The sequence below is a fragment of the Acidimicrobiales bacterium genome (assembly GCA_022452035.1).
Classification (GTDB): Bacteria; Actinomycetota; Acidimicrobiia; order Acidimicrobiales; family MedAcidi-G1; genus UBA9410.
In genome coordinates, this window is the sequence record JAKURV010000016.1 from 31,706 (window position 1) to 53,155 (window position 21,450).

The 21,450-nt window shown below is 67.3% G+C and carries 22 protein-coding genes and 1 tRNA gene; 11 read left to right on the forward strand and 12 right to left on the reverse strand.

Annotated elements, in window-relative coordinates; translation table 11 throughout:
* Positions 1–29: 29 nt before the first annotated feature.
* Both MK181_07110 and MK181_07115 read right to left on the reverse strand, forming a co-directional pair.
* On the reverse strand, positions 30–1,238 hold the full coding sequence (locus MK181_07110) for a SufD family Fe-S cluster assembly protein (protein MCH2419568.1): 1,209 nt from the start codon (positions 1,236–1,238) through the stop codon (positions 30–32).
* Between the two features lie 202 nt (positions 1,239–1,440).
* Entirely contained in the window at positions 1,441–1,671 is a 231-nt protein-coding gene (locus MK181_07115; GenBank protein MCH2419569.1) for a helix-turn-helix domain-containing protein, read from the reverse strand.
* 99 nt (positions 1,672–1,770) lie between these two features.
* On the opposite strand from MK181_07115, the gene MK181_07120 reads away from it, so the two are divergent.
* Positions 1,771–2,346 (forward strand): hypothetical protein, encoded by a 576-nt coding sequence (locus MK181_07120; GenBank protein MCH2419570.1) that lies wholly within the window; start codon positions 1,771–1,773, stop codon positions 2,344–2,346.
* 115 nt (positions 2,347–2,461) lie between these two features.
* Positions 2,462–2,686 (forward strand): acetyl-CoA carboxylase biotin carboxyl carrier protein subunit, encoded by a 225-nt coding sequence (locus MK181_07125; protein ID MCH2419571.1) that lies wholly within the window; start codon positions 2,462–2,464, stop codon positions 2,684–2,686.
* A gap of 13 nt (positions 2,687–2,699) precedes the next feature.
* On the opposite strand, the gene MK181_07130 is transcribed toward MK181_07125, so the two are convergent.
* Both MK181_07130 and MK181_07135 read right to left on the reverse strand, forming a co-directional pair.
* Positions 2,700–4,298 carry a hypothetical protein gene (locus tag MK181_07130; protein MCH2419572.1) on the reverse strand — a complete coding sequence of 533 codons (1,599 nt, stop codon included), beginning with the start codon at positions 4,296–4,298 and terminating at the stop codon, positions 2,700–2,702.
* Between the two features lie 22 nt (positions 4,299–4,320).
* Positions 4,321–5,508, reverse strand: a complete 1,188-nt coding sequence (locus tag MK181_07135; GenBank protein ID MCH2419573.1) for an amidohydrolase — start codon at positions 5,506–5,508, stop codon at positions 4,321–4,323.
* 171 nt (positions 5,509–5,679) lie between these two features.
* Between MK181_07135 and MK181_07140 the strand changes: the two genes are divergently transcribed.
* Positions 5,680–6,492, forward strand: coding sequence for an enoyl-CoA hydratase/isomerase family protein (locus tag MK181_07140; GenBank protein MCH2419574.1), 813 nt, complete (start codon positions 5,680–5,682; stop codon positions 6,490–6,492).
* Positions 6,493–6,508: 16 nt separating this feature from the next.
* Here MK181_07140 and MK181_07145 read toward each other — a convergent pair whose 3' ends face one another.
* The 4 genes from MK181_07145 to MK181_07160 form a co-directional block, all read right to left on the reverse strand.
* A complete protein-coding gene (locus tag MK181_07145; GenBank protein MCH2419575.1) occupies positions 6,509–7,699 on the reverse strand; it encodes a phosphotransferase in 1,191 nt (396 codons plus the stop codon).
* A gap of 36 nt (positions 7,700–7,735) precedes the next feature.
* Entirely contained in the window at positions 7,736–8,770 is a 1,035-nt protein-coding gene (gene selD / locus MK181_07150) for a selenide, water dikinase SelD (protein ID MCH2419576.1), read from the reverse strand.
* 60 nt (positions 8,771–8,830) lie between these two features.
* Positions 8,831–10,087: a CoA transferase gene (locus MK181_07155; protein MCH2419577.1), complete on the reverse strand. Its 1,257-nt coding sequence runs from the start codon at positions 10,085–10,087 to the stop codon at positions 8,831–8,833.
* Positions 10,088–10,222: 135 nt separating this feature from the next.
* Complete coding sequence (locus MK181_07160; GenBank protein MCH2419578.1) at positions 10,223–11,428, reverse strand: cysteine desulfurase-like protein; 1,206 nt, start codon at positions 11,426–11,428, stop codon at positions 10,223–10,225.
* A gap of 42 nt (positions 11,429–11,470) precedes the next feature.
* Here MK181_07160 and MK181_07165 point away from each other — a divergent pair, with 42 nt between their 5' ends.
* The 7 genes from MK181_07165 to MK181_07195 all read left to right on the forward strand — a co-directional run bounded on the left by MK181_07165 (position 11,471) and on the right by MK181_07195 (position 18,147).
* The gene (locus tag MK181_07165) at positions 11,471–11,923 is read left to right on the forward strand and encodes a nuclear transport factor 2 family protein (protein MCH2419579.1); all 453 of its coding nucleotides are present in this window, start codon (positions 11,471–11,473) and stop codon (positions 11,921–11,923) included.
* A complete protein-coding gene (locus tag MK181_07170) occupies positions 11,920–12,453 on the forward strand; it encodes a nuclear transport factor 2 family protein (GenBank protein MCH2419580.1) in 534 nt (177 codons plus the stop codon). The genes MK181_07165 and MK181_07170 overlap by 4 nt, the downstream gene beginning before the upstream one ends.
* On the forward strand, positions 12,453–14,219 hold the full coding sequence (gene aceK, locus MK181_07175) for a bifunctional isocitrate dehydrogenase kinase/phosphatase (protein MCH2419581.1): 1,767 nt from the start codon (positions 12,453–12,455) through the stop codon (positions 14,217–14,219). Before MK181_07170 ends, aceK begins: the two co-directional genes overlap by 1 nt.
* A gap of 9 nt (positions 14,220–14,228) precedes the next feature.
* Positions 14,229–14,900, forward strand: coding sequence for a ribulose-phosphate 3-epimerase (rpe, locus tag MK181_07180; GenBank protein ID MCH2419582.1), 672 nt, complete (start codon positions 14,229–14,231; stop codon positions 14,898–14,900).
* 27 nt (positions 14,901–14,927) lie between these two features.
* A complete protein-coding gene (locus MK181_07185; protein MCH2419583.1) occupies positions 14,928–15,545 on the forward strand; it encodes an ATP-dependent Clp protease proteolytic subunit in 618 nt (205 codons plus the stop codon).
* 38 nt (positions 15,546–15,583) lie between these two features.
* Positions 15,584–15,665: transfer RNA gene (locus MK181_07190), tRNA-Leu, on the forward strand.
* Position 15,666: 1 nt separating this feature from the next.
* On the forward strand, positions 15,667–18,147 hold the full coding sequence (locus MK181_07195) for an EAL domain-containing protein (protein ID MCH2419584.1): 2,481 nt from the start codon (positions 15,667–15,669) through the stop codon (positions 18,145–18,147).
* 16 nt (positions 18,148–18,163) lie between these two features.
* Here the strand turns inward: MK181_07195 and rdgB are convergent, their stop codons facing one another.
* The 4 genes from rdgB to MK181_07215 are packed head-to-tail and all read right to left on the reverse strand — an operon-like array spanning position 18,164 to position 21,010.
* Positions 18,164–18,757, reverse strand: a complete 594-nt coding sequence (gene rdgB / locus MK181_07200; GenBank protein ID MCH2419585.1) for an RdgB/HAM1 family non-canonical purine NTP pyrophosphatase — start codon at positions 18,755–18,757, stop codon at positions 18,164–18,166.
* Positions 18,758–18,798: 41 nt separating this feature from the next.
* Positions 18,799–19,518, reverse strand: a complete 720-nt coding sequence (gene rph, locus MK181_07205) for a ribonuclease PH (GenBank protein ID MCH2419586.1) — start codon at positions 19,516–19,518, stop codon at positions 18,799–18,801.
* Positions 19,519–19,553: 35 nt separating this feature from the next.
* Entirely contained in the window at positions 19,554–20,513 is a 960-nt protein-coding gene (locus MK181_07210) for a pyridoxal-phosphate dependent enzyme (GenBank protein ID MCH2419587.1), read from the reverse strand.
* 59 nt (positions 20,514–20,572) lie between these two features.
* Positions 20,573–21,010, reverse strand: coding sequence for a M67 family metallopeptidase (locus tag MK181_07215; GenBank protein ID MCH2419588.1), 438 nt, complete (start codon positions 21,008–21,010; stop codon positions 20,573–20,575).
* A gap of 69 nt (positions 21,011–21,079) precedes the next feature.
* On the opposite strand from MK181_07215, the gene smpB reads away from it, so the two are divergent.
* Positions 21,080–21,450, forward strand: a 371-nt coding sequence (smpB, locus tag MK181_07220; protein MCH2419589.1) for an SsrA-binding protein SmpB, incomplete at its 3' end; no start/stop codon positions are given.

A 21,450-nucleotide genomic window follows, 5' to 3' on the forward strand; every position in this document is an offset into this window, starting at 1 on the left:
TTCGCCCCAGCCACATACCCGCACGCCGGTCATGATGCATCCTCCTCGCCGGCCGTCCGGCGATCTAGGCGTTCGGCCAATGCCTCACGCAGCGTCTCGGCCACTGCGGGATGCGGCGCGGCAGCGGCCACGTCCTCAAAGAAGCCCTCTAGCAGGAGGCGTTCCGCCACCCCGGTCGGGATGCCCCGGCTCTCCAGAAAAAACCGTTGGTCCTCATCGACTGGCGACACGGTGGAGGCGTGGCTGCACACTACGTCGTCGGTTTCGATCTCCAGGTTGGGCACGCTCTTTGCCCAGGCATTCGGTGAGAGTTTTACGTTTCGGTTGGTCTGGTGGGCGCTCGTCCGCACCGCCTCGGGCCTCACCCGAATGAGGCCCGAGTACACGGACCGAGACGATCCGTCCACTGCCCCCTTGAAGGTCAGCTCGCTGGTCGTATCGGGCGCCGCATGGTCCTGGAAGGTTCGGAAGTCGAGCATCTGGTCATCCTCTCCGTAGTAGGCGGCAGCCAGGCGACCTTCAGCACCGCGACCGGCCAAGCGGCAATCCACCCGGGTTCGGGCGTAATCGCCGCCGAGAGCCACAGCGAACGTCTCCACGGTGCCCGATTGGTCCACTCGGAAGGCCTGGTGGGCCAGTTGCCAAACTCGGGGGCCCATTTCCTGGATCACGGCGTGGCGGAGGTAGCCGTGGCTTCCCACGGTGGCCTCCAAAACCGGTACCACCAGGGACCCCACCTCGGTTGACGTGTGGAGCTCAACCACAGTGGCCGCAGCGTCGTCGCCGACCCGGACGATCACCCGGGAGAACACCGCAGCGTCGTCGGCGTCAGTCAACACCACCACGACCACTGGGTCATCGAGGCGGACACCGTCGGGGACGACCACGGCTACCGGCTCGGGCCCGAAGGCCCGGTTCAGGTGGCCGAATAGGTCCACCGGCACGTCCAGTGCCGCCCCTAGGTGATCGGCACCGTCGTCCAGGTCGGCGATCGGACTGACTGTTACACCGGCGTCGACCGCCTCTGCATTCAGGGTGACGTCGACCAGCCAGCCGTTCCGGACCACTACCACTGCCGACATCAGCCCAAATGCGGCCAAGTCCCGCTCCACGACGGTGTCCACGGCCCGCTGTCGCTTCAGCGGCGTATACCGATCGAGGTCCAATTCACCGATACGCGAGTAGCGCCAGACCTCTTCGTCGGTGCTCGGAGTCTCAACGTCGGACAGGCGGTTCAACGCGGTTCGGCGGACCTGGGCCAGCCATTCCGGTCCGGGGAGTCCGGCCGAGACCTCAGCGGAGAAGGCGTTCAGGGCGGTACCTCACCGACGTCCCTACTGGACGTCGGACAACTAAGGCGGGTGGGCGGATGTCGGTCGAAATCGGGCTCCGACCGGGATTTACCCTATCGTCGTAGGAGTAATTCCCTGCGGGGTCCGGTCAGTCTCGGTGGAGGTGGGCCAGGCTCCCCGGTTCAATCTGGCAGGACGTCTCGTAGGCCTCGACATCGGCCTCCTTGAGCCGGATGACCCGGCCGATCCGGTAGGCGGGTAGTTCGCCCCGGTCGATGAACCGGTAGACGGTCTTGGTGGCCACCCCGAGGCGTCGAGCGGCGTCCTCGGTGCTCATCCACACCGGTCCTCCGGCCATCCCAGTGTCCCCTTCTGTCATCTCGGTGAATCTACATTCCTTTCAGCTCATGTGTTCCGGCGTGGTGGTGACGTGGATGGCGCTGGAGGGTCGGGGTCGGGCGGCGGTATGGTCGCCGCCGTGTCCCGCCGCCGCAACGTCCTCCTGGACCAAGCCTCGGGCGAACCGGTGCCGCTGGGAACACCGAACCGACTCGAGGGCACGGAACCCCCTAGTTCGGTGGACGAAGGAGTCGCGGAGCGGGAACTCCGGGACCGAATCCTGTCGGCCCCCAGCGGAATCGGCCGCTGGCTCGCTGCCGTGGCAGCCACCGTGGCTTGTGTCGCCCTGGCCGCGGCTCTGTTCGTGGTGTTCCAGGTAGCCGACGAGGAGCAGCCTCCCCCATTACCGCCGGTGCTGGTCACCGACGAGGGACCGGTGTTGATCCACGAGGGCGCCCGATACCAGCTGGGCCTCCCCGGCGACATCGCCGTGATCCGGACGTGCGATGGGCAGTCCCACGCCTGGCTGCTACGCCCGTCTACGGGTGCCATTTACAAGTTTGACGTGTGGGCCGAGGAAGAGACGGCCACCACCCGGCCAATCCGGATGGTGATCGACGCCGTGGATCTGGTCCTTATGCGGAGCCTGGGGTGCACGGACGTTCACGCCCGGACGGCCGACGGCGACTCGATCCCGTTAACCACCGGTTCCTAAACCTACTTGACGCCAGTCAGCAGACTCGGGTCCAGATGCCCTGGGGCACGGGTCGGCGTCGGTCGCCATATCGGCCATCGTGGCATGCCCACTCCGGGCCTGATGGACTCGGGGCGTGCTCAGCGTCGAGTTGGAGTCCCCAGTCACTGGCGTGGTCTGGAAGGTGGTGGCCGATGTCGGGACCGCGGTGGCACCCGGGGATCCCGTGGTTGTCGTGGAGTCCATGAAGACCGAGATTCCCGTCGAGTCGACCCGGACTGGGACGGTGACCGCCATCCTGGTCTGCGAAGGCGACCGGGTTTCCGAGGACGATCCGGTGGCCGTCGTCGAGACGGCCTGAGGGGCCGGACCGGTCAGGGCCGGTAGGGAAACCCGGTCGGGCCTGGGGTACGTAGCGGCGCCGCCAGGTTGGCGAACTCACACAGCAGGGGACGGGTGTCGCGAGGGTCGATGATCTCCTCAACCAGGAACGCCTCGGCAGTTCGGAACGGCGATCGGACGCTGTTCAAGCGCTCGGTAATCTCCTCCAGCAGAGTGTCGGGATCGTCGGAGGCCTCCAGGTCGGCCCGGTAGGCGGCCTCTACCCCACCCTCGACGGGCAGCGAGCCCCAGTCACCGGACGGCCACGCGTATCGGTACTGGAACCGGTGTCCCGGTGAGTGGGCGGCGCCGGCCACCCCAAACGCTTTGCGGACCAGGATCGAACACCATGGCACGGTGGCCTGGTACACAGCGGCCAGCGCCCGGGCCCCGTGGCGAATAGTGGCCTGCTCTTCGGCTTCCGTCCCGATCACAAACCCCGGGTTGTCCACCAGGTGGACGACCGGTAGGTGAAACGTCTCCGCCAGGTCCACAAACCGGCAGACCTTCTGCGACGAGTCGGCCGTCCAGCCTCCGCCGTAGTGATAGGGGTCCCCAGCCATCAGGGCCACTGGCCACCCATCCAGGCGAGCCAACCCACAGATGGCGGAGCGACCGAAGGCCTTCCCCATCTCGAAGAACGAACCATCGTCGACTACCGAGTCGATAATCACCCGCATCCGGTACACCTGCCGGCGGTCTCGGGGCACCAGGTCGGCCAGGAAGTCGTCGGTGCGATCTGGGTCGTCGGTGGTCGGTCCCCGCTCAGCCACCTCGTATACCGAGGACGGCAAGTACGAAAGGAACTGGCGGGTCCGTTCGAAGGCCTCGGCTTCTGAGCCCACCTCGTCGTCGACCGCGCCGTTCCGGGTGTGAATCCGACTGCCTCCGAGGTCCTCCCTGTCGACCTGTTCGGCACCCAACCGGTTGACCACAGGTGGGCCGGCGACAAAGAGGTGAGACATCCCCTTCACCATCATCGAATAGTGACTGGTCACCGCCCGGGCCGCTCCCAGGCCAGCCACCGATCCCAGACACAGGGCCACAGTCGGCACGGTGGCCAGGTTGGTCACCACGTGCTCCCAGCCCGGGTTCACCGGCACGTAGGTCCGGGCGCCGCGGCCGTATCCCCCGTCGCCGTCCGAGACTTTCTTGGACGGGTCCGAGTCCATGGTCCGCACCGACCCTCCGCCTCCTGTGCCGTCGATGAGACGCACGATGGGGAGCCGCAGTTCGCCAGCCATCTTCTCGGCGGCCACCTGCTTGCCGATGATCGCCGCATCGGCCGCCCCTCCGCGCACTGTGAAGTCGTCGGCGGCCACCACCACCGTGCGGCCATCCAGGCGGGCCCGACCGAACAGGAAGTTGGCTGCCCGCAAGTCGACAAGGGCACCCTCGTCGTCGTAGGTGGGGCTACCGGCAATCTTGCCGATCTCGTGGAACGACCCCTCGTCGACCAGGGCATCGATGCGCTGGCGCACGTCCATCTTGCCCCGTTCATGCTGTCGGGCGACCTTCTCCTCGCCGCCCATCCGCTCAGCCAGCGCCTCCCGCTCGCCCAGTTCGGCTAATTCCGGATCCCATTCGGCCACGGTTTGTCCTCCGTCGGTCGTCTTAGGCAGGCCGCAACTCGGTGAGCGACCGCGTGTTGTCTCGCATCACTAGCCGCCGGTCGCCGTAGTCCAACTCCTCGACCTCGGCCAGGTAGTCCAGCGGGCTGGGGAGCCCCTCGATGTGGGGCCAGTCCGAACCGAACACCACGTGATCCGCCCCCATGAGCTCGATCAGCTCGTACACGTCGTCCTCCCAGAAAGGGTTCATCCAGACGTGTCGACGAAACAGCTCGACCGGGTCGTCGTCGAACCATCCCGGCGCCCTCGAGGCCTGTTGGCTGAGCTTTCGGAGAAGGAGGGCCAGGTAGTCCGACCCGTTCTCCACCGAGACAACCCGAAGGCCCGGGAACCGGGTGTACATCTGCTCCAGGGACATGGTGATCAGCCAGTCATGCGCGGCCCGCTCGATGTTGAACGCCTTGATGGAGGGCCGGTATCGACCTTTCATGTTCAGCCCGAAACCCCCTCCGCCTGCGTACCCGTGTGTCGTGTAGCCGCTGTCGCCGGCATGAGCGACGACGGTGATCCCTGCCTCGTTTACCCGTGCCCAGAACGGGTCGAACGCCGAGTGCCCGGGTGACCTCGGCCCGTCAGCGGTCCATGCCGCGGCGGGTCGCATGACGATAAGGCGGGCTCCCTGGTCGAGACACCACTCCAGTTCGATCACCGCCTCGTCTACATCGGCTAGTGAAAGGTACGGGGCGGCGTAGATGCGGTCCCGGTAGTCGAAACCCCAGTCTTCGTCTAGCCAACGGTTGAACCCCCGCATGAGGGCCACCACGGCCTCAACATCGTGCTTGAGTAGTTCCTCGTAGAGCACGCCGAGGGTGGGAAACAACCAGACCGCCTCGAGGCCCTGGGATTCGATCCGTTCGACCCGGGCGTCACGTTCGACGTAGGCGGTAGGTAGTTGTTCTCGATCCTCCAGGTATTCCATGGGGGTCTTGCCGTCCGGATTGCCTCGGAAGTACCGGTGGAGCGCACCGGGCTTGGCGATTGGATTCCACGTCGGGTTCACCACGGCCCGGCTGAGCCTGCCGCCGACCAGATGGTGTCGCCGTCCGTCCACCTCCACCCACTGGACCACCCGCGGCTGCATGGCGGCCGGCACATGACGCGTGAAGGCATCAGGACCCTCGTAGTAGTGGTTGTCGCAGTCGAAGGGCCGGTATTCCAACTCTTCGCTCATAGCCCCTCCCGGACGGGGAAGACGGCGGACGGTCTCGACCCGTTTCTAAGGGTACCGGCGACCGAATCCACCGGCCCGGCTGGGTGGACGGTCCGACGACCACTCGAAAGATCGTCTCGACCTACCATCTGGCCAGAGGTACCACCCCGATGGATACCGGAGGCACCAACGATGGCCGACTACGAAACCTTGGTGATTGAGGAACGGGACCATGTGGCCTGGGTGACCCTGAACCGACCAGAGGCCCACAATGCCTTCACAGCGCTGATGCGGGAGGAGTGCCGGAACCTGTGGCGGTCGCTACGCACTAACGACGAGGTTCACGTCATCGTTCTGACAGGGGCCGGCGAACAGGCCTTTTGCGTGGGCATTGACCGCAACGAGCCGTTTACCGCCCTAGACGACTCGCCGTCGTTGTACGGCACGTCCAACAACTTCATGTACGACGATCCCGGCGACTGGCTGGGTCCGAAGTCCAACGACCTCTGGAAGCCAGTGATCGCTGCCGTAAACGGCATGGCCTGCGGTGGCGCCTTCTACTTTCTCGGCGAGTGCGACATCCTGATCGCCGCTGAGCACGCCACCTTCTTCGACCCCCACGTGACTTACGGGATGCCTGCCGTCTACGAGCCTATGAAGATGCTCGACCGGATGCCGTTCGGTGAGGTGGTCCGCATGTCGATGACCGGCAACGCCGAGCGGATCTCCGCTCAGGCAGCTCTGCGCATGGGCCTGGTCACCGAGGTAGTAGCGGCTAACGACCTGGCGGACGCGGCAGCCCGCCTGGCGGCATCCATCGCCGCCAACCCGCCGCAGGCCGTGCAGGGGACTCTGCGGGCCATCTGGGCCGCTCAGGACCTGGGTCGCCTGGGGAGCCGCACCATGGCAGCCTCCATCCTGAGCACGGCTACTGACAAGGCAGCGCTCCTGGAAGGTGCCGCAGGGTTCGACTCTGGCGACCGTCCCGATCCGCGGATTCGCTGACCTGGACTGCCGCCGGTCAGCCGTCGGGTGGCTCCTTGCACAGGAGGGACCCGATGCGGGGCCCCCACAGGTGGGCCAATGAATCGCCGCCGTAGTCCGCCTCGTAGGCGCCCTCGATGAGGACCGCCCGGTAGGCCTGGAGGGCCAGCACGATGTCGCAGTCTTCGAGGAACTCGTCCAACGGGTGATCGTCAACGCCGGCGGCAACCAGAGCCACGTGGTATTCGCGGCAGAGCCGGAGGAAGGTGTCCCGGGCTCCGGGACCCGGCGGGATGGTCTCCGACAGCAGGTAGGCGACATCGCCGGCCGGCCGCCCCGACCCCATGACGCCGAAGTCGACCAGAACCAGACCGCCGGCGGCAAACAGCATGTTGTCGGTCCGGCAGTCGCCGTGGCGGAACGTGAGTGGCTCGTCCAGGTGAACCACCAGTTCGACGATGTGGTCCCTAAACCAGTCGGCGTGACGCATGAACCGCTCCGTGAACACCGCGGGGTCCCGGAGCACCACGTCATCACGCCAGGCCCGGTATACGCCGTTCATGGCGTTCGGCATCTGGGTAACCATCGACCACTCAATGACCGTCTTGTCGGCCAGCACCGATCGGCGCCAATAGTGAGCGTGCATACGGGCAAGGGTGGCCAGAATGGTCGATAGGTCGTCTTCGGGGGGTAGGTCCAGGGCCGTGGTGACCCGGGCGTCGGGCACGTACTCCAGCACCAGGACGTAGCGGCGGTTCGAGGCTCGGAGGAGCCGTCGAGCGTGACGTCCGATGAAGCGGAGGAGCGGAGCCGGAAGGCCGTTCACGATCCGCTCCTGGCGCTTCCGGGCGGCCTGTGGGGCCCCGGGGTCCCGCACCGAGTAGACGAGGCGCGGCACCCGTACCGGGAAGTCGGCCGAGAAGCGCTCGTAGAAGTCAAACTCCCGGTCGTAGGCGCCCTCGGCCTCGCCTAGGCCACGGTTGCCCCGGTTGGCGCTGGGAAACTTGACGAGCACGGCCTCCGGAGCGTCCGGTTCGTCGACGTCCCAGTCCAGCGAGACCCGGATGGTCTGGCCCTGGAAGCCCACGCCTGAACCCGGGCTCCCGGCCTTGAAGGCCACCACGCGGGCGTCCCGGGCCAGACCAGAGGAACGGACGGCGTCGGTCAACCAACCCGCTGTCAGCTCTTCGACCGACTGCGGGATCTCCAGAGGGAGACGACGGGCCACCAGACGACCCTAGGTCGGCGAAGGCGACGGGGCCCGTCAGCCCAAGGTGATAAGGCCTTCGCCGACTGCGGTCTGTCCAATCACCGACGGCCGATGACCGGTGGCCTCTAGAGCCTCGACCACGTCATCCACCTTGTCGTCGGCGACGCCAAACAGGAGACCCCCGGAGGTCTGGGCGTCGGCCAGCACGAGAATGTCCATCTCGTCGACACCTCCGCGGTCTAGTCGCTCATCGACCCAAGCCAGGTTCCGTCGGCTTCCTCCCGGTATGGCCCCCGTTTCGGCCAGGGCCCGAACCCCGTCCGGAACAGCCACGGCGGCCACCTCCAGGCGGGCGTCCAGGCCGGATTCGACCAGTGCCCGGCCGAGGTGGCCCAAGAGACCGAAGCCGGTCACATCAGTGGCACCGGTGGCGCCGGCCTTCACCGCGATCCGGGCCGCATCGTCGTTGAGACGAACCATGGAGTCCAAGACCTCGGCCACCAGTTCGGAAGGGGCGTCGCCCCGCTTAATGGCCGTGGTGGTCACGCCTACGCCCAGCGGCTTAGACAAGACCAGGACGTCTTCGGGTCGGAACCCGGCGTTGGTCAGGACGCGGTCGGGGTGGACCTCGCCCACGACGGCCAGGCCGAACTTGGGCTCCGGATCGTCGACGGTGTGCCCGCCGGCGATCACAAACCCCGCCTCAGCCGCGATGTCCTGCGCACCGAGGAGGACCTCAGCCAGTAGATCGCTCGACAGCTCCTCGCTGTTCCACCCCACCAAGTTGAGGGCCAGCAGCGGCCGGCCTCCCATGGCGTACACGTCGGATACCGCGTTGGCGGCCGCCACGCGACCCCAGGTCCGAGCGTCGTCGACGACCGGTGTGATGAAGTCGGCCGTGACCACCAGAGCTCGCTGGTCGTCCAAGCGCCACACGGCGGCGTCGTCGCCGGTGGCGACACCAACTAGCAGGTCGGGATCGGTCACGGGGGCCAAACGGCGCACCACGTGCGCCAGCTCACCGGGGGCGAGCTTGCAGCCTCAACCGGCGCCGTGGCTGAACTGGGTCAGTCGGCGGGTCTCCGCCATATCGTCACCCCCTCCCAGATCGCCGGCCATTCCCTTTCGGAAGCCAGAGTAGGCGCCGAGTCAGGTGGCACCGATGACGCCGCGGGACCGGAGGTCAGTTAGCTCATCAGCGCCTAGTCCCAACTCGTCGGCCAGTACTCGGTCGGTGTGCTCTCCTAGCCACGGAACTCGTTCGTCGGGGACCTCGGGTACCTCGGAGAGCTTGACCGGGTTACCGGGTACCAGGACAGGGTTCCCCTCGTCGGAGGGAAGCGTCTCGACCAGCATGTTGCGAACGGCCAGGTGCGGGTCGGCCACCACCTGGGCGCTGGTCTGGGATGGACCACAGGCCATCCCGGCGCCGGACAGGATGCCCACCACCTCGGCCAGCGGCCGGTCAGAGGCCCATGACTCGATGGCCGGGCGCAGCACGTCGTCTAGGTGGTCCTGCCATCCAGCCCGAGTGGCGAAGCGCTCGTCGTCGGCCAATTCGGGGCATCCAATCTCGGTGCACAAGGTGGCGAAGTGGTGCTCGCGTACGCACTGCAGCACGAAGTGCCCGTCGGAGGCGGCGAACGTCTCCACGATGCCGATGCCGCTCCCCCACTCCCGTTCAACACCCAGGGAGTGGAAGTTGGCCACGATGTCGGTCATGGCCACCGTGGCGTCCAGCATGGCAACATCGATGTGCTGGCCGACGCCGGTGTGGTCCCGGTGGCGGAGGGCGGCCAGTACTCCCACCGCGCCGAAGAGAGCCGAGCTGATATCGCCCAGCGCACCGACAGGGTTGGCGGCCGGAGGCCGCCCCGGGGCCCGTTTGTACTCGTAGATCCCGGACATGCCCTCGACGATCGCCGCATAGGCGCCCATCTCCCGGTAGGGAGAGGCCGGGTCTTGTCCGAATCCGGAGATCGACAGGTATACGACCGCTGGGTGGGTAGCCCGGACCGCCTCGTAGCCGATGCCTAGACGGGCGGCCGTGCCGGCTCGGAAGTTCTCGCCGAACACGTCAAAGCGCGGTGCCAGGCGCAGGACTAGGTCTACGCCCTCGGGCTGCTTGAGGTCGATGGCCAGGCTGCGTTTGTTCAGGTTGTTGCGCAGAAAGGTGGCACCTACGGGCCGTCCGTCCGGGTCGGCCACGGCGGGGTGGGAGCCCCGGCCACTGTCGCCGGTGGTCGGGTGCTCGACCTTGACAACCTCAGCCCCCAAGCGGGCCAGCAACTGGGTGGCAAACGGTAGGGCGGCCATCTGTTCGACGGCCAAGATCCTTATGCCGTCCAGGGGCCGCTTTCTCCTGCAGTCGTCCTCTACGGCCTGCTCGACGTCCGGAGTCCCCATGGGCTACCAGTCTGCCGTACCTGACGGTCCGTCAGAAACCTAGCCGACCTACCATCACAGCCTGATCGGACAGTTCACAGAGCGTCAGGCCTCCGGCGAGTAGTACCAGCAGCCCCCGGCCAGGGTCTCCCCCTGTCAGCCGGCAGGTTGTGCCCGGTCTACCGACACCGGCCGGTCGACCACGTCGGCCACCGCGGCCAGGAGGCGGTCCACGTCGTGGTCAGTCGTGTAGACGCTGATCCCGGCCCGCACCGCGCCGTCCTCGGCGTCCAGTCCCAGCGGAACCATGGCCTCCACGGCGTAATTGTGGCCGTCCCACACGGCCACCTGGGCGTCGGCCAGCAACTCGGCCACCGCGGCCGGAGACTTCCCCGCCACCTCGAACATCAGAGTCGGGGCCCGGTCGGCGGTGTCCTGGGGACCCACCACCCGTACACCGTCGATCTCGTGGAGGCCGTCCAGCAGACGGGCGAACCGCTCCGCCTCATGGGCGGCGATCTCCTCCAGGCCCACGTCCAGCAAGAAACAAGCCGCGGCGTCAATCCCGGCCAGACCCTCCCACGACGGGGTGCCGTATTCCAGACGCCCCGGCCCGGTGTCGGGCGCCGGTCGAACCTTGTAGGGAGACAGGGATTCGAGCAGGCCAGGCTCCACCCACATAATCCCGGCGTGCGGGCCGTACCACTTGTACGACGAGGTGGTGAGGACGTCGCAGCCCAGGGTGCCCACATCGACGGGCCTGTGCGGTGTCAGGTGCACGCCGTCAACCACCACCCGGGCGCCGGCGGCGTGGGCGGCGGCCGTGATAGCCGCCGTATCGGGGATAGTGCCCACGGCATTGGACGAACCGGTAACGGCGACCCACCGGGTGGCCGGCCCTACCAGGTCGACCACCGCCTCGATTGGAAGGCGACCGGTCGAGGCGTCGAACCGGGCCATGCGTACCTTGGCCCCCGTGTCCCGGGCCAGAAGCAGCCACGGCGCCACATTCGAGTCGTGGTCCAGTGTCGTACAGACCACCTCGTCGCTCGGTCCCAGGTCGCGGGCTACGGCCCGGGTCAGGGCCATCATGTTGGCCGTCGTGCTGGGGCCGAACACCATGCCCGCCGGATCGGCGCCCAGCAACCGACCCATTGAGGCGCTGGTCCGCTCGGCCAAGGCGTCGCAGGCCGCCGAAGCGGCGAAGGCCCCATGGGCATTGGCATTGTCGCCGCTCCGCTGCCAGTCAGCTGCCGCTTCGATGGCCGAGTCCACCACCTGGGTCCCGGCCGGGCCGTCGAAACGGGCCCAGTCACCTGGAATACCGGGAAATCGGTTGCGGATGTCGTTGAGGTGGCCCATCGTCGGGCACGCTAGTGGTCGACCCCGAACGGGAAGGACCCCATGGAGGTCTGGGAACTTGACGCCCGCGAGCAGATTCGCGACCTCGTCGCGGCCTACAACGCTCACGGCGACCGGGGTCGGTTCGACGAGTTGCTGGCCCTGTTCGCCCACGATGCCTCTATGGACATCGGCGATGGCGCCACCTACGAAGGCGTCAACGCAATTCGGTCGATCTTCACCGACACCCGGGACTCGGTCGTCGATGCCGCCGGGCCGAAGTTTCTCCAACACCACACCACTGGGCTCCTGCTCGCTGTCGCCGATCGGGAGCACGCCACCGGGCACGCCTACTTCACGGTTATGACCGACCGGGGCATCGACCACTGGGGCCGCTACCAGGACGCCTACCGGCTGGTTGACGACGCATGGCAGTTCGCCTCCCGACGGGTCAGGACCGACGGTCGTACACCGGGCGGATGGGCCGACCAGCGGGTGAGCGGAGGCGGAACGTGACGGCCGGGGTATCGCCCCTGGACCGCCTGGTCGCCGAGGCCGAGATCCGCCAACTGGTGGCCCGCTACGCGGTAGCCACCGACCGCCGAGACCTCGACGCACTGGTTGCCCTGTTCGTTCCCGACGTCCACGTGGGACGCGACGCCAGCGGACGCGACGCTCTCCGGAAGTCCTTCGATAGGCAGCTACGGTCCGTCGGGGTGACCATCCTCAACGTGGGCACCCACCAGATCGACCTGCAGGGGTCCGACGACGCCAGCGGCCACGTGTACTGCAAGGCCGAGGTTCAGGACGGCGACCGGTGGATCCACCAGGCCATCCGCTATGACGACACCTACCGACGCGTCGACGGCGCCTGGCTCTTCGTGCGTCGCATCCACCAGCTCTTCTACGGAGCCGAGGTCGGGACCAATCCCCTGGGCCTTCCGCCCGCCGACTGGCCCCGCAACCACGACGGCTTGGGCACCCTGCCCGCCGCTGACCCCAGCTGGCAAGAGTTCGCCGGTCCGGAGGCTGAAGGGCCGGACTGATGGTCGACGAACCCACTTCCGAGGCGGCAGGGCGACAGATCGCCGACACGATCCTGGCCGGGTTCGTGGACTACATCGCTGCGTTTCGAAAGGTCTCCAAGCGGGCCCAGCGACATTTCGCCGAGCGGGAGTGGACCGAGCAGGACGACGATTCTCGCCAGCGCCTGGATTTCCACCGCTCCACCGTCCTCCAGACTGTGGAGCGCGTCAGACCACTGGTCGACGAGGTAGCCGATCGGCGCGGCGCATGGCGGACCGGTCGATCCCACTACAAACACCGGGTAGCCCAGCGGTCCGACCTTGTGCTGGCCGAGACCTTCTTCAACTCGGTGACCCGAAGGGTCTTTACCACCATCGGGGTGGACAACGATGTGGAGTTGCGCTGGTTCGGTGCCACGTCAGTCCCTCGGGGCGAGGGGCGGGCCGAACTTTTCACCACGGCCACCCGGGTGCGGGACACAGCGGCCATGGTCCGCGAGATCCTGGAGGCCTTCGACTTCGGCGCCCCATGGGCCGACCTGGAGGCCGATTCTCGTCAGGTGGCGGCCCGTATCGACTCCTACCTCCTCGAGGAGTGGGACAGCCTGGAGGCCGACGGCATCGACATGCTGCGACCCGTCTTTTACCGAAACAAGGCCGCCTACCTGGTGGGCCGCCTGAGCCAGCTCAACCGGATCACCCCCATCGTGTTCCCCATCCTCCATGAGGACGACGGCCTGCGGGTCGACACGGTGCTGGTCACCGAGTCCCAGGCCAGCCGCCTGTTCAGCTTCACCCGGTCGTACTTCTTCGTGGAGTGGCCTAACCCGTCGGAGCTGGTGGGTTTCCTGAAGTCACTGCTGCCTAGAAAGTCTCTCGCCGAGCTCTACACAGCGGTCGGCTTCCCTCAGCACGGCAAGACCAGCCTTTACCGCTCCCTGTACCGGCACCTCGAGCACTCCCACGACAAGTTCGTCCGTACACGAGGCACGCCGGGCATGGTCATGGCCGTCTTCACGCTGGTGTCGTTCAACGTGGTGTTCAAGATCATCAAGGACCGGTTCGATCCACCCAAAAACACCACTCGGGAGGCGGTGAAACGCCGCTACGCCCTGGTGTACAACCGTGACCGGGTGGGCCGCATGGTGGAGGCCTGGGAGTTTGAGAACCTGTCCTTTGACCGGGACCGCTTCGACCCCGAGCTGCTTGACGACCTGCTGGCCACCGCAGCCGATTCGGTCTGGGTGGACGGTGACCGGGTGGTCATCAACCACGTCTACAGCGAGCGGCAGGTGTATCCCCTGAACCTCTACCTGCGAGAAATGACGACCGACAAGGCGGTGACGGCGGCCATCGACTGGGGTTGGGCCATCAAAGACCTAGCGGCGGCCAACGTGTTTCCCGGCGACCTGTTCACCAAGAACTTCGGGGTGACCAACCACGGCAACGTCGTCTTCTACGACTACGACGAACTCGTACTACTGGAGGAGTGCCGGTTCCGGTCCATCCCCCAGTCCGACGACCCGTCCGACGAGATGCGTTCTCAGCCCTGGTTTTCCATCGAGCCGGGCGACGTGTTCCCTGAGCAGTTCCCGACCTTCATGGCCTTCCCCAACGATGTGTCGCCCGAGGTCCGTCAGCGGTTCGACGAGGTGCACTCCGATCTGTACACCCCGGCCTTCTGGAAAGGGGTCCAGGACAGCCTGGCCCGCCGCGACCTGCCCGACTTCTACCCGTACGCCGAGGGCCTCCGATTCCGCCGTAGGCCGACCGGGGCGCTCGGTTAGGGTCGAGCCGTGCCCCGTCCCCTCTCCATCGCGCCGTCGGTGCTGCCAGTCGACTTCTCTCGCCTGGGTGACGAAGTCATGGCCCTGGAGAAGGCCGGGGTGGATCTCATCCACTGGGATGTCATGGACGGCGTGTTCGTCCCCAACCTGACCTTCGGTCCCGACGTGATCGCCTCCACCCGACCGTTGGTCGACCTGGAGTTCGAGGCCCACCTGATGGTCGTGGAACCCGACCGCCTGGTGGAACGCTACGTGGAGGCGGGCTGTTCAACGGTGCTGGTCCACGTCGAGGCCTGCGATCACCTCCACCGGACACTGGCCCATATCGCCGACCTGGGAGCCACCCCCGGCGTGGCGCTGAACCCGCACACCCCGGCCGAGGTGATCCGCAACGTGCGCGATCTGATCGGGGTGGTCCTCGTTATGACTGTTAACCCGGGCTTCGGCGGGCAGTCCTACATTGAATCCATGGAATCCAAGGTGACCGAGGTGGCGTCGCTGCTCGACGGCTACAACTGCGCCGTCGAGGTGGACGGCGGCATCGGCCCGACCACGGTGGCCGCCGTAGTGGCCGCTGGTGCCGACCGGCTGGTGTCGGGCAGCGCCCTGTTCCGGGATGACGAAGGTCTCGAACACGCTGTGGCCGACCTCCGGGCCCGTGCCGTAGCGGCGCAGGCCTGACCGGGCACGCCGCTACCCTGCGCCGTCATGGACACCCCTTTCTCTCCCCCTCTCCTGCCCCACGCCGCGGCTGGCGATACCGAAAGCCTGGAACTTGGGCGCTTCGACGTCTACACCCGCCTCCTGAAGGACCGAATCGTCTTCCTGGGGACCGACGTCAACGACGACGTGGCGAACTTCATCATCGCCCAGATGCTCTTCCTGGAGGCTCAGGACCCCGACAAGCCGATCTGGCTGTACGTCAACTCGCCCGGTGGATCGGTGACATCGGGCATGGCTATCTACGACACCATGCAGTTCGTGGGTCCCGAAGTGGGCACCATCTGCATGGGCCTGGGCGCCTCGATGGGCCAATTCCTGCTATGCGCTGGAGCTCCCGGCAAGCGCTACGCCTTGCCCCACGCTCGAATCATGATGCATCAGCCCCTGGGCGGGGTCCGGGGCCAAGCGTCGGATATCGCCATCCAGGCCGAGCAGATGGCATACACGAAGAAGATGCTCCAGGAGCGGATCGCCGACCACACCGGCCAGTCGGTGGAAACGATCGAGGCTGACAGTGACCGGGACCGGTGGTTCACCGCCGAGGAAGCCCGGGAGTACGGGATCATCGATCAGGTAATCGTTCGACGTGGGGAGATGCGCTGAGCCCCAGCCGATGACTACCGGCCCGTAGGCTCACAAACGCGGACGTGGCGGAACTGGTAGACGCACCGGCTTTAGGAGCCGGCGCCGAGAGGCGTGGGGGTTCGAGTCCCCCCGTCCGCACGTGACTGAACCATCCCCTGACGCGTCGTCCGACCTCCGGGTCCTCGACGCACTGGTCGACGCCGCCCCGTCGGGGATGGCCCGCCTGGACGCCGACGGCCGGCTGGTGCGGGTTAACGCCCAGTGGGGGCAGGCCACCGGCCAGAAGCCAGTCGACGCCCAAGGCGAGGGCTGGACCACGATCATCGACCCGGATGGTCGCCCGGAATTCTTGGCCGACCTTCGGCGGGCTCTAGTCGACGGGGTGGCCCTCCGCGGCCGTCTTCGCCTACTGAATGACGACGGGACCGCCCGGTGGCTGGACCTATCCACAGTGCCTCTGACCGGCCCAGGTGGTCCGAGCGGCGCGCTGCTGACCGTTGCCGACGTCTCCGACGAGGTCGACGAGACCCGACGAGCCCACGAGTTGACGCGGGTGCTGGAATCCAGCCCCGACCCAGTGGCCGTTTTGGACCCGTCGGGCGAGCTGGTCGTGTGGGCCAACGACGCCATGCAACACCACATCGGCGGCCGGGCTGGCGCGACTCCCCCGCGGCTGCTGGACCTGTTGGACGGCTGGTCGCAGGCCCAGTACGCCACCACCGCCCTGCCCGCCGTGCGCAGCGGAGGGACGTGGCGGGGTGAGCTGCGCCTGATTGGCGATGGTCCGGCGGTCCCGGTGTCTGCCGTGCTGGTGGCCCACCGCGACGCCGAAGGCGTAGTGGACGCCATCTCGATGATGGCCCGCGACCTGACTGACCTCCACGCCGCCCAGCAGCGGGTGGAGGCCACCGAGATGCGCCTGGCCGCTCTCGTGGAGCACGCCTCGGACCTGGTGTGCGTCATCGGCGAGGACGGACGGATCCTGTACGCCAGCCCGGCTGTGGCCCGCATCTTGGGCCGGGAGGCCCACGAGATGGAGGGCGTGCCGGTGGGCGAACTCGTACACCCTGACGACGTTGGCGAACTGGCCGAACGAGCCGGAGAGGTTGTGGCCCGACCGGGTATGTCACCGGCCTTCGAAGCCCGGATCGCCCACGCCACCGGCGGTTGGCGCCACATGGAGATCGTGGCCACCAATTTGCTGGGCAACCCGGCGGTGGCCGGCGTGGTGGTCAACGCCCGAGACGTGACCGAGCGCGTGGAGGTAGCGGCTCAACTCGAGGAGCGGGCGTTTCACGATGAGCTAACCGGGCTCCCCAACCGGGCACTGCTCCTGGACCGCTTGCAGGACGCCCTGCACCGGTCGGCCCGCCACGACCGAATGGTGGGTGTGCTGTTCCTGGATCTGGACCGGTTCAAGGTGGTCAACGACTCGCTGGGACACGGCGCCGGTGACGACCTGCTCCGTGAGGCGGCCCGACGGCTGCTCCAAACGGTGAGGCCCGGCGACACGGTGGCCCGCCTAGGTGGGGACGAGTTCGTGGTGGTGATCGGCGACATGGTCCGCACCACCGACGCCCTGGCCGCTGCCGAGCGGGTACGGACGGCCTTGGCCCGCCCCATCCTGCTGGGCAGCGACTCGACTGTGGTGTCGGCCAGCGTGGGAATCGCCGTGGCCCACGGCGCCGAGACACCAGCCGACCTCCTACGGGACGCCGACACGGCCATGTACCGGGCCAAGGAACAGGGCCGGGACCGGGCCGAGTTGTTTGGGGACCACCTACGGGCCCAGGCGGTACGCCGCCATTCGGTCGAACAGGAGCTCCGGGCCGCCCTGGAAGAGGACCGGATCGAGGCGCACTTCCAGCCCGTGGTCCGCCTTTCGGACGGGGCGGTGACCGGCGCTGAGGCGCTGGCCCGGATCCGTGCTACCTCTGGCGAGCTGCTCCAGCCGGCCCAGTTCATCGACATCGCCGAGGACAGCGGCCTGATCGCCGACCTGGGGGCCCGGGTGCTGACTATTGCCGTAGGCCGCCTGGCCACCTGGGAGGCTCGGAGGGTCGGCGACGGCCCGGCGCTCAGCGTGGCCGTCAACGTGTCAGCCCGCCAGTTGGCCGACCCGGCGTTCCCCGCCGTGGTGGCTGACGCGGTTTCCGACAACGCAGTCCGACCCGAGCAGGTGGCCCTGGAGTTCACCGAGAGTGCCCTGATCGCCGCCAACCCAGTGACCGAGATGGTCCTCAGCGAGCTGACCGCCCTCGGGGTCCGGATAGGCCTTGACGACTTCGGGACCGGCTTCTCATCGCTGGCCTACCTGAAGCGCTTCCCCATCGACTTCCTGAAGATCGACCGGTCGTTCGTCTCCGGCTTAGACGACCCGGAGGATGGTGACGAGGGGCGGGACGACACGGCCATCGTGACCGGCACGGTGGCTCTAGCCCACAGCCTGGGACTGCAGGTGGTAGCCGAAGGCGTGGAGACCGAGTCGCAGCTGCGGAGCCTCCGACGCTTGCGGTGCGACCTGGCCCAGGGGTTCCACTTCTCCGAGCCGGTGACCGACGCCGAGTTCGACCGCTTCCTGGGGCGCCGGTTTTCCGAGGCGCCGGTCTCGCCGAACTGATCCCGCTAGTCAGCGGTCAGTCGTCGGTGGCCAGGCGCCGGGCCAGAATCCGGAAGGCCCGACCTCGGTGCGAAATGTCGTGCTTCTCGTCGCCCATCTCGGCGAAGCTCCGGCCGTCGCCCTCGACGGGCACGAAGACTGGGTCGTAGCCGAAGCCGCCGTCGCCGGTCGGTGCTTCGGCGATACGACCCTCCACCGTTCCGGTGGCCACTACCTCGGTGCCGTCTGGTCGTCGTACGAGGGCCACGGTGCGGAACCGGGCCGTGCGCCGGCCGGCGGGAATCCCGTGGAGCTCGGATAGGAGCCGGGCCGTGTTGGCCACTGCGTCTCCGTCGTCGCCGGCGTAGCGGGCTGACCGTACGCCGGGCGCCCCGCCCAGAGCGTCGACCTCAAGACCGGTGTCGTCGGCCACCGCAGCCCGACCGGTGGCCTCGCAGACAGCGACGGCCTTCAGTCGGGCATTGTCCTCCAGGGTGTCGCCGTCTTCGACCACGTCGGGGAGGTCCACCGGTCGGGGTTCCAAGTCGACCAGTCCGTCGAGGACCAGGGCGATCTCTGCCACCTTGTCGGGGTTGGCGCTGGCCACCACCAGCTGGGGCCGACTGGTCACGGCGTGGTCGGGGACGCGGTGTGGTGGGCCATCTCCAACAGTCAGGGGCGGGCGGCCGGGGGGTCGGCCAGGACAGCTCTTTGGGCGTCCACGATTCGGGAGATCCCGGTGGCCGCCAGGTCGACCAGGGCGTCGAGTTGGGAACGGTCGAAGGCCCGTCCCTCGGCGGTGCCCTGCACCTCGACGAAGCGGCCCGAGCCGGTCATAACCACGTTGAAGTCCACCTCGGCGGTGGAGTCCTCGGAGTACGGGAGGTCCAGGAGGGGCGACCCGTCCACGATGCCCACCGAAATGGCGGCTAGCTCGTCAAGGATCGGCAAAGCAGGCAGGGTGCCGTCGGCCACCATCCGGGTGAAGGCGTCGTGGAGGGCGACGTAGCCGCCGCAGATCGAAGCCGTCCGGGTGCCGCCGTCGGCCTGGAGCACGTCGCAGTCCACCGTGACCTCCACTTCGGGCATGGCCTCCAGGTCGACCACGGCCCGCAGTGAGCGAGCGATAAGCCGTTGGATCTCTTGGTCGCGCCCCGAGGTGCGGCGGCGGATCCGTTCGTTGCTGGACCCGGGGAGCATCGAGTACTCGGCGGTCACCCAGCCCCGGCCGGTATTACGCAGCCATGGGGGGACGCCGTCGCCCAGTGAGGCGGTGCACAGCACCCGGGTCCGCCCGAATGTGACCAGGCAGGAGCCAGCAGCCATCTCGGTGAAGTCCCGCTCGAAGGACAGCGGTCGCAGTTCGTCGTCGGCGCGTCCGTCAGATCGCATGTGGCCTCCTGGTCGGCGACCGGTGGCCGGTCGCCCTAGAAGTAGATGATGCTTTCAGCGTTGGCCGCCGCCTCATCGAGGTCGTCGGTCCAAGCGCCAGTGGAAAGGTACTTCCACCCGGCGTCACAAACGACGAACACCACGGTGGCCGTCTCTCCCTCGGGGACCTGCTCGGCCACCCGGACCGCTCCGGCGAGGGCCGCTCCGGCCGACAGGCCGGCGAAGATACCGCATGTGTCGGCCAGCCGGCGCGTGTATTCGATGGACTCCCGGGGCCGCACGATGCGTTTACCGTCCAGCAGATCGAAGCCGCCCCATTTCTCAAAGACCGGCGGGATGTACCCGTCGTCGAGGCTGCGAAGGCCCTGGACGAGCTCGCCGGAGGGCGGCTCGACGGCCAGTACCTGTACGTCGGGCTTCTGTTCCTTGAGGTAGGTCCCAACCCCCATGAGGGTTCCACTGGTACCTAGGCCAGCCACGAAGTGGGTGATGTCGGGGACGTCGCGCAGGATCTCCGGCCCGGTGGTCGTGTAATGGGCTTGAGGGTTGGCCTCGTTGGCGTACTGGTAGAGAAACACCCACTCGGGGTTCTCGTCGGCCAGCCGGCGGGCCAGGCGGACGGCGCCGTTGGAGCCCTCTTCGCCGGGTGACGGGATGATCTCGGCTCCGAAGACTTCCAGGGCTTGGCGGCGTTCGGGCGACACGTTTTCGGGCAGCACGATCTTGATCGGGTAGCCGCGGATGCGGGCGATCATGGCCAGGGCGATACCGGTGTTCCCGGAAGATGGCTCGATGATGGTGCGGCCGGGCACCAGGGTGCCGTCGGCCTCGGCGTCGGCAACCATGGCCAGGGCGATGCGGTCCTTGACCGAGCCGGCCGGGTTCTGGCCCTCCATCTTGGCCAGCAGGCGGACTGACGGGTTTGGGCTGAGCTCGCTCACGTCGACGATCGGTGTGTCGCCGATCAGGTCGAGTACGGAGGGGTGGACGGCCATGGGGTGTCGTTCTGGGTTCGGAGGCAACCGATCTAAAGGTGACCGATCTGGTCAGGATTCTAGCCCCGTTCAACCTCGACCGGCACCTCGGTGATCTCACCGTCCAGGATCCGGTAGGCCCGGAGCACCGGATCGGGATGCTTCAGCGACACGATCACGAAGATCCAGGCCCCGAAAGGGTCGAAGCGCGAGGCGTCGGCCACGTCGGTGGGTGACGGGTAGGCCTCGGTGTGAGTGTGGCTATGCATCACGCCGAGGACGGCCCGACCGTCAGCGTCGGCCGCCGCCTCCACGTCCAGCATCTCCTGGCCGTCCAGTAAATAGAGCTTCCATGCCTCATCCGGATCGGCCGCGTTGGCCATCGGGTGGTAGCCGTCGACCTGCAGGCTCCCGGGAGCCCCGGTAAATAGCCCACAGGCCTCGTTCGGCGTCTCGGTCAGGGCGCGGTCGACCATGGCCCGGTAGACGTCCTCGGTCAGGATCAGGGTCTCGGCCACGGTCGGAAGGCTAACGGCGGACCCCCCGCTCCCCCGGGGCCATAACGGGCGACCGGTACGATCGGCAGGGTGAGCGACACCAACGACCGCACGGTCGCCACCAACCGCCGGGCCCGACACGCCTTCGACCTCCTTGACACCTGGGAGGCCGGCCTCGTGCTGCGCGGCAGCGAGGTGAAGTCGCTCCGAGACGCCAAGGTCCAGATCGCCGAAGCGTTCGGCCGCGAAGAAAACGGTGAACTGTGGCTTGTTGGTCTGCACATCTCGCCCTACTCAATGAGCGGCGAGGGCATGGGTCACGACCCGGACCGCCCCAAAAAACTGCTGTTGCACCGGGCCGAGATTCGTCGCATCGTGGAACGAATGAATCTGGAGGGGCTGACCCTGGTCCCGCTGCGGTTGTACTTCCAGGGCGGTAACGCCAAGGTGGAGGTGGCGTT

Coding starts and splice junctions, on each gene's coding strand:
- MK181_07115 (MCH2419569.1), bottom strand. CDS start 1,671: ATGACAGAAGGGGACACTGGGATGGCCGGAGGACCGGTGTGGATGAGC.
- MK181_07155 (MCH2419577.1), bottom strand. CDS start 10,087: ATGGGGACTCCGGACGTCGAGCAGGCCGTAGAGGACGACTGCAGGAGA.
- MK181_07135 (MCH2419573.1), bottom strand. CDS start 5,508: ATGAGCGAAGAGTTGGAATACCGGCCCTTCGACTGCGACAACCACTAC.
- MK181_07210 (MCH2419587.1), bottom strand. CDS start 20,513: ATGGCCGTCCACCCCTCCGTACTCGACCTGATCGGCGACACACCGATC.
- rph (MCH2419586.1), bottom strand. CDS start 19,518: ATGCGATCTGACGGACGCGCCGACGACGAACTGCGACCGCTGTCCTTC.
- MK181_07140 (MCH2419574.1), top strand. CDS start 5,680: ATGGCCGACTACGAAACCTTGGTGATTGAGGAACGGGACCATGTGGCC.
- MK181_07165 (MCH2419579.1), top strand. CDS start 11,471: ATGGAGGTCTGGGAACTTGACGCCCGCGAGCAGATTCGCGACCTCGTC.
- MK181_07160 (MCH2419578.1), bottom strand. CDS start 11,428: ATGGGCCACCTCAACGACATCCGCAACCGATTTCCCGGTATTCCAGGT.
- MK181_07185 (MCH2419583.1), top strand. CDS start 14,928: ATGGACACCCCTTTCTCTCCCCCTCTCCTGCCCCACGCCGCGGCTGGC.
- aceK (MCH2419581.1), top strand. CDS start 12,453: ATGGTCGACGAACCCACTTCCGAGGCGGCAGGGCGACAGATCGCCGAC.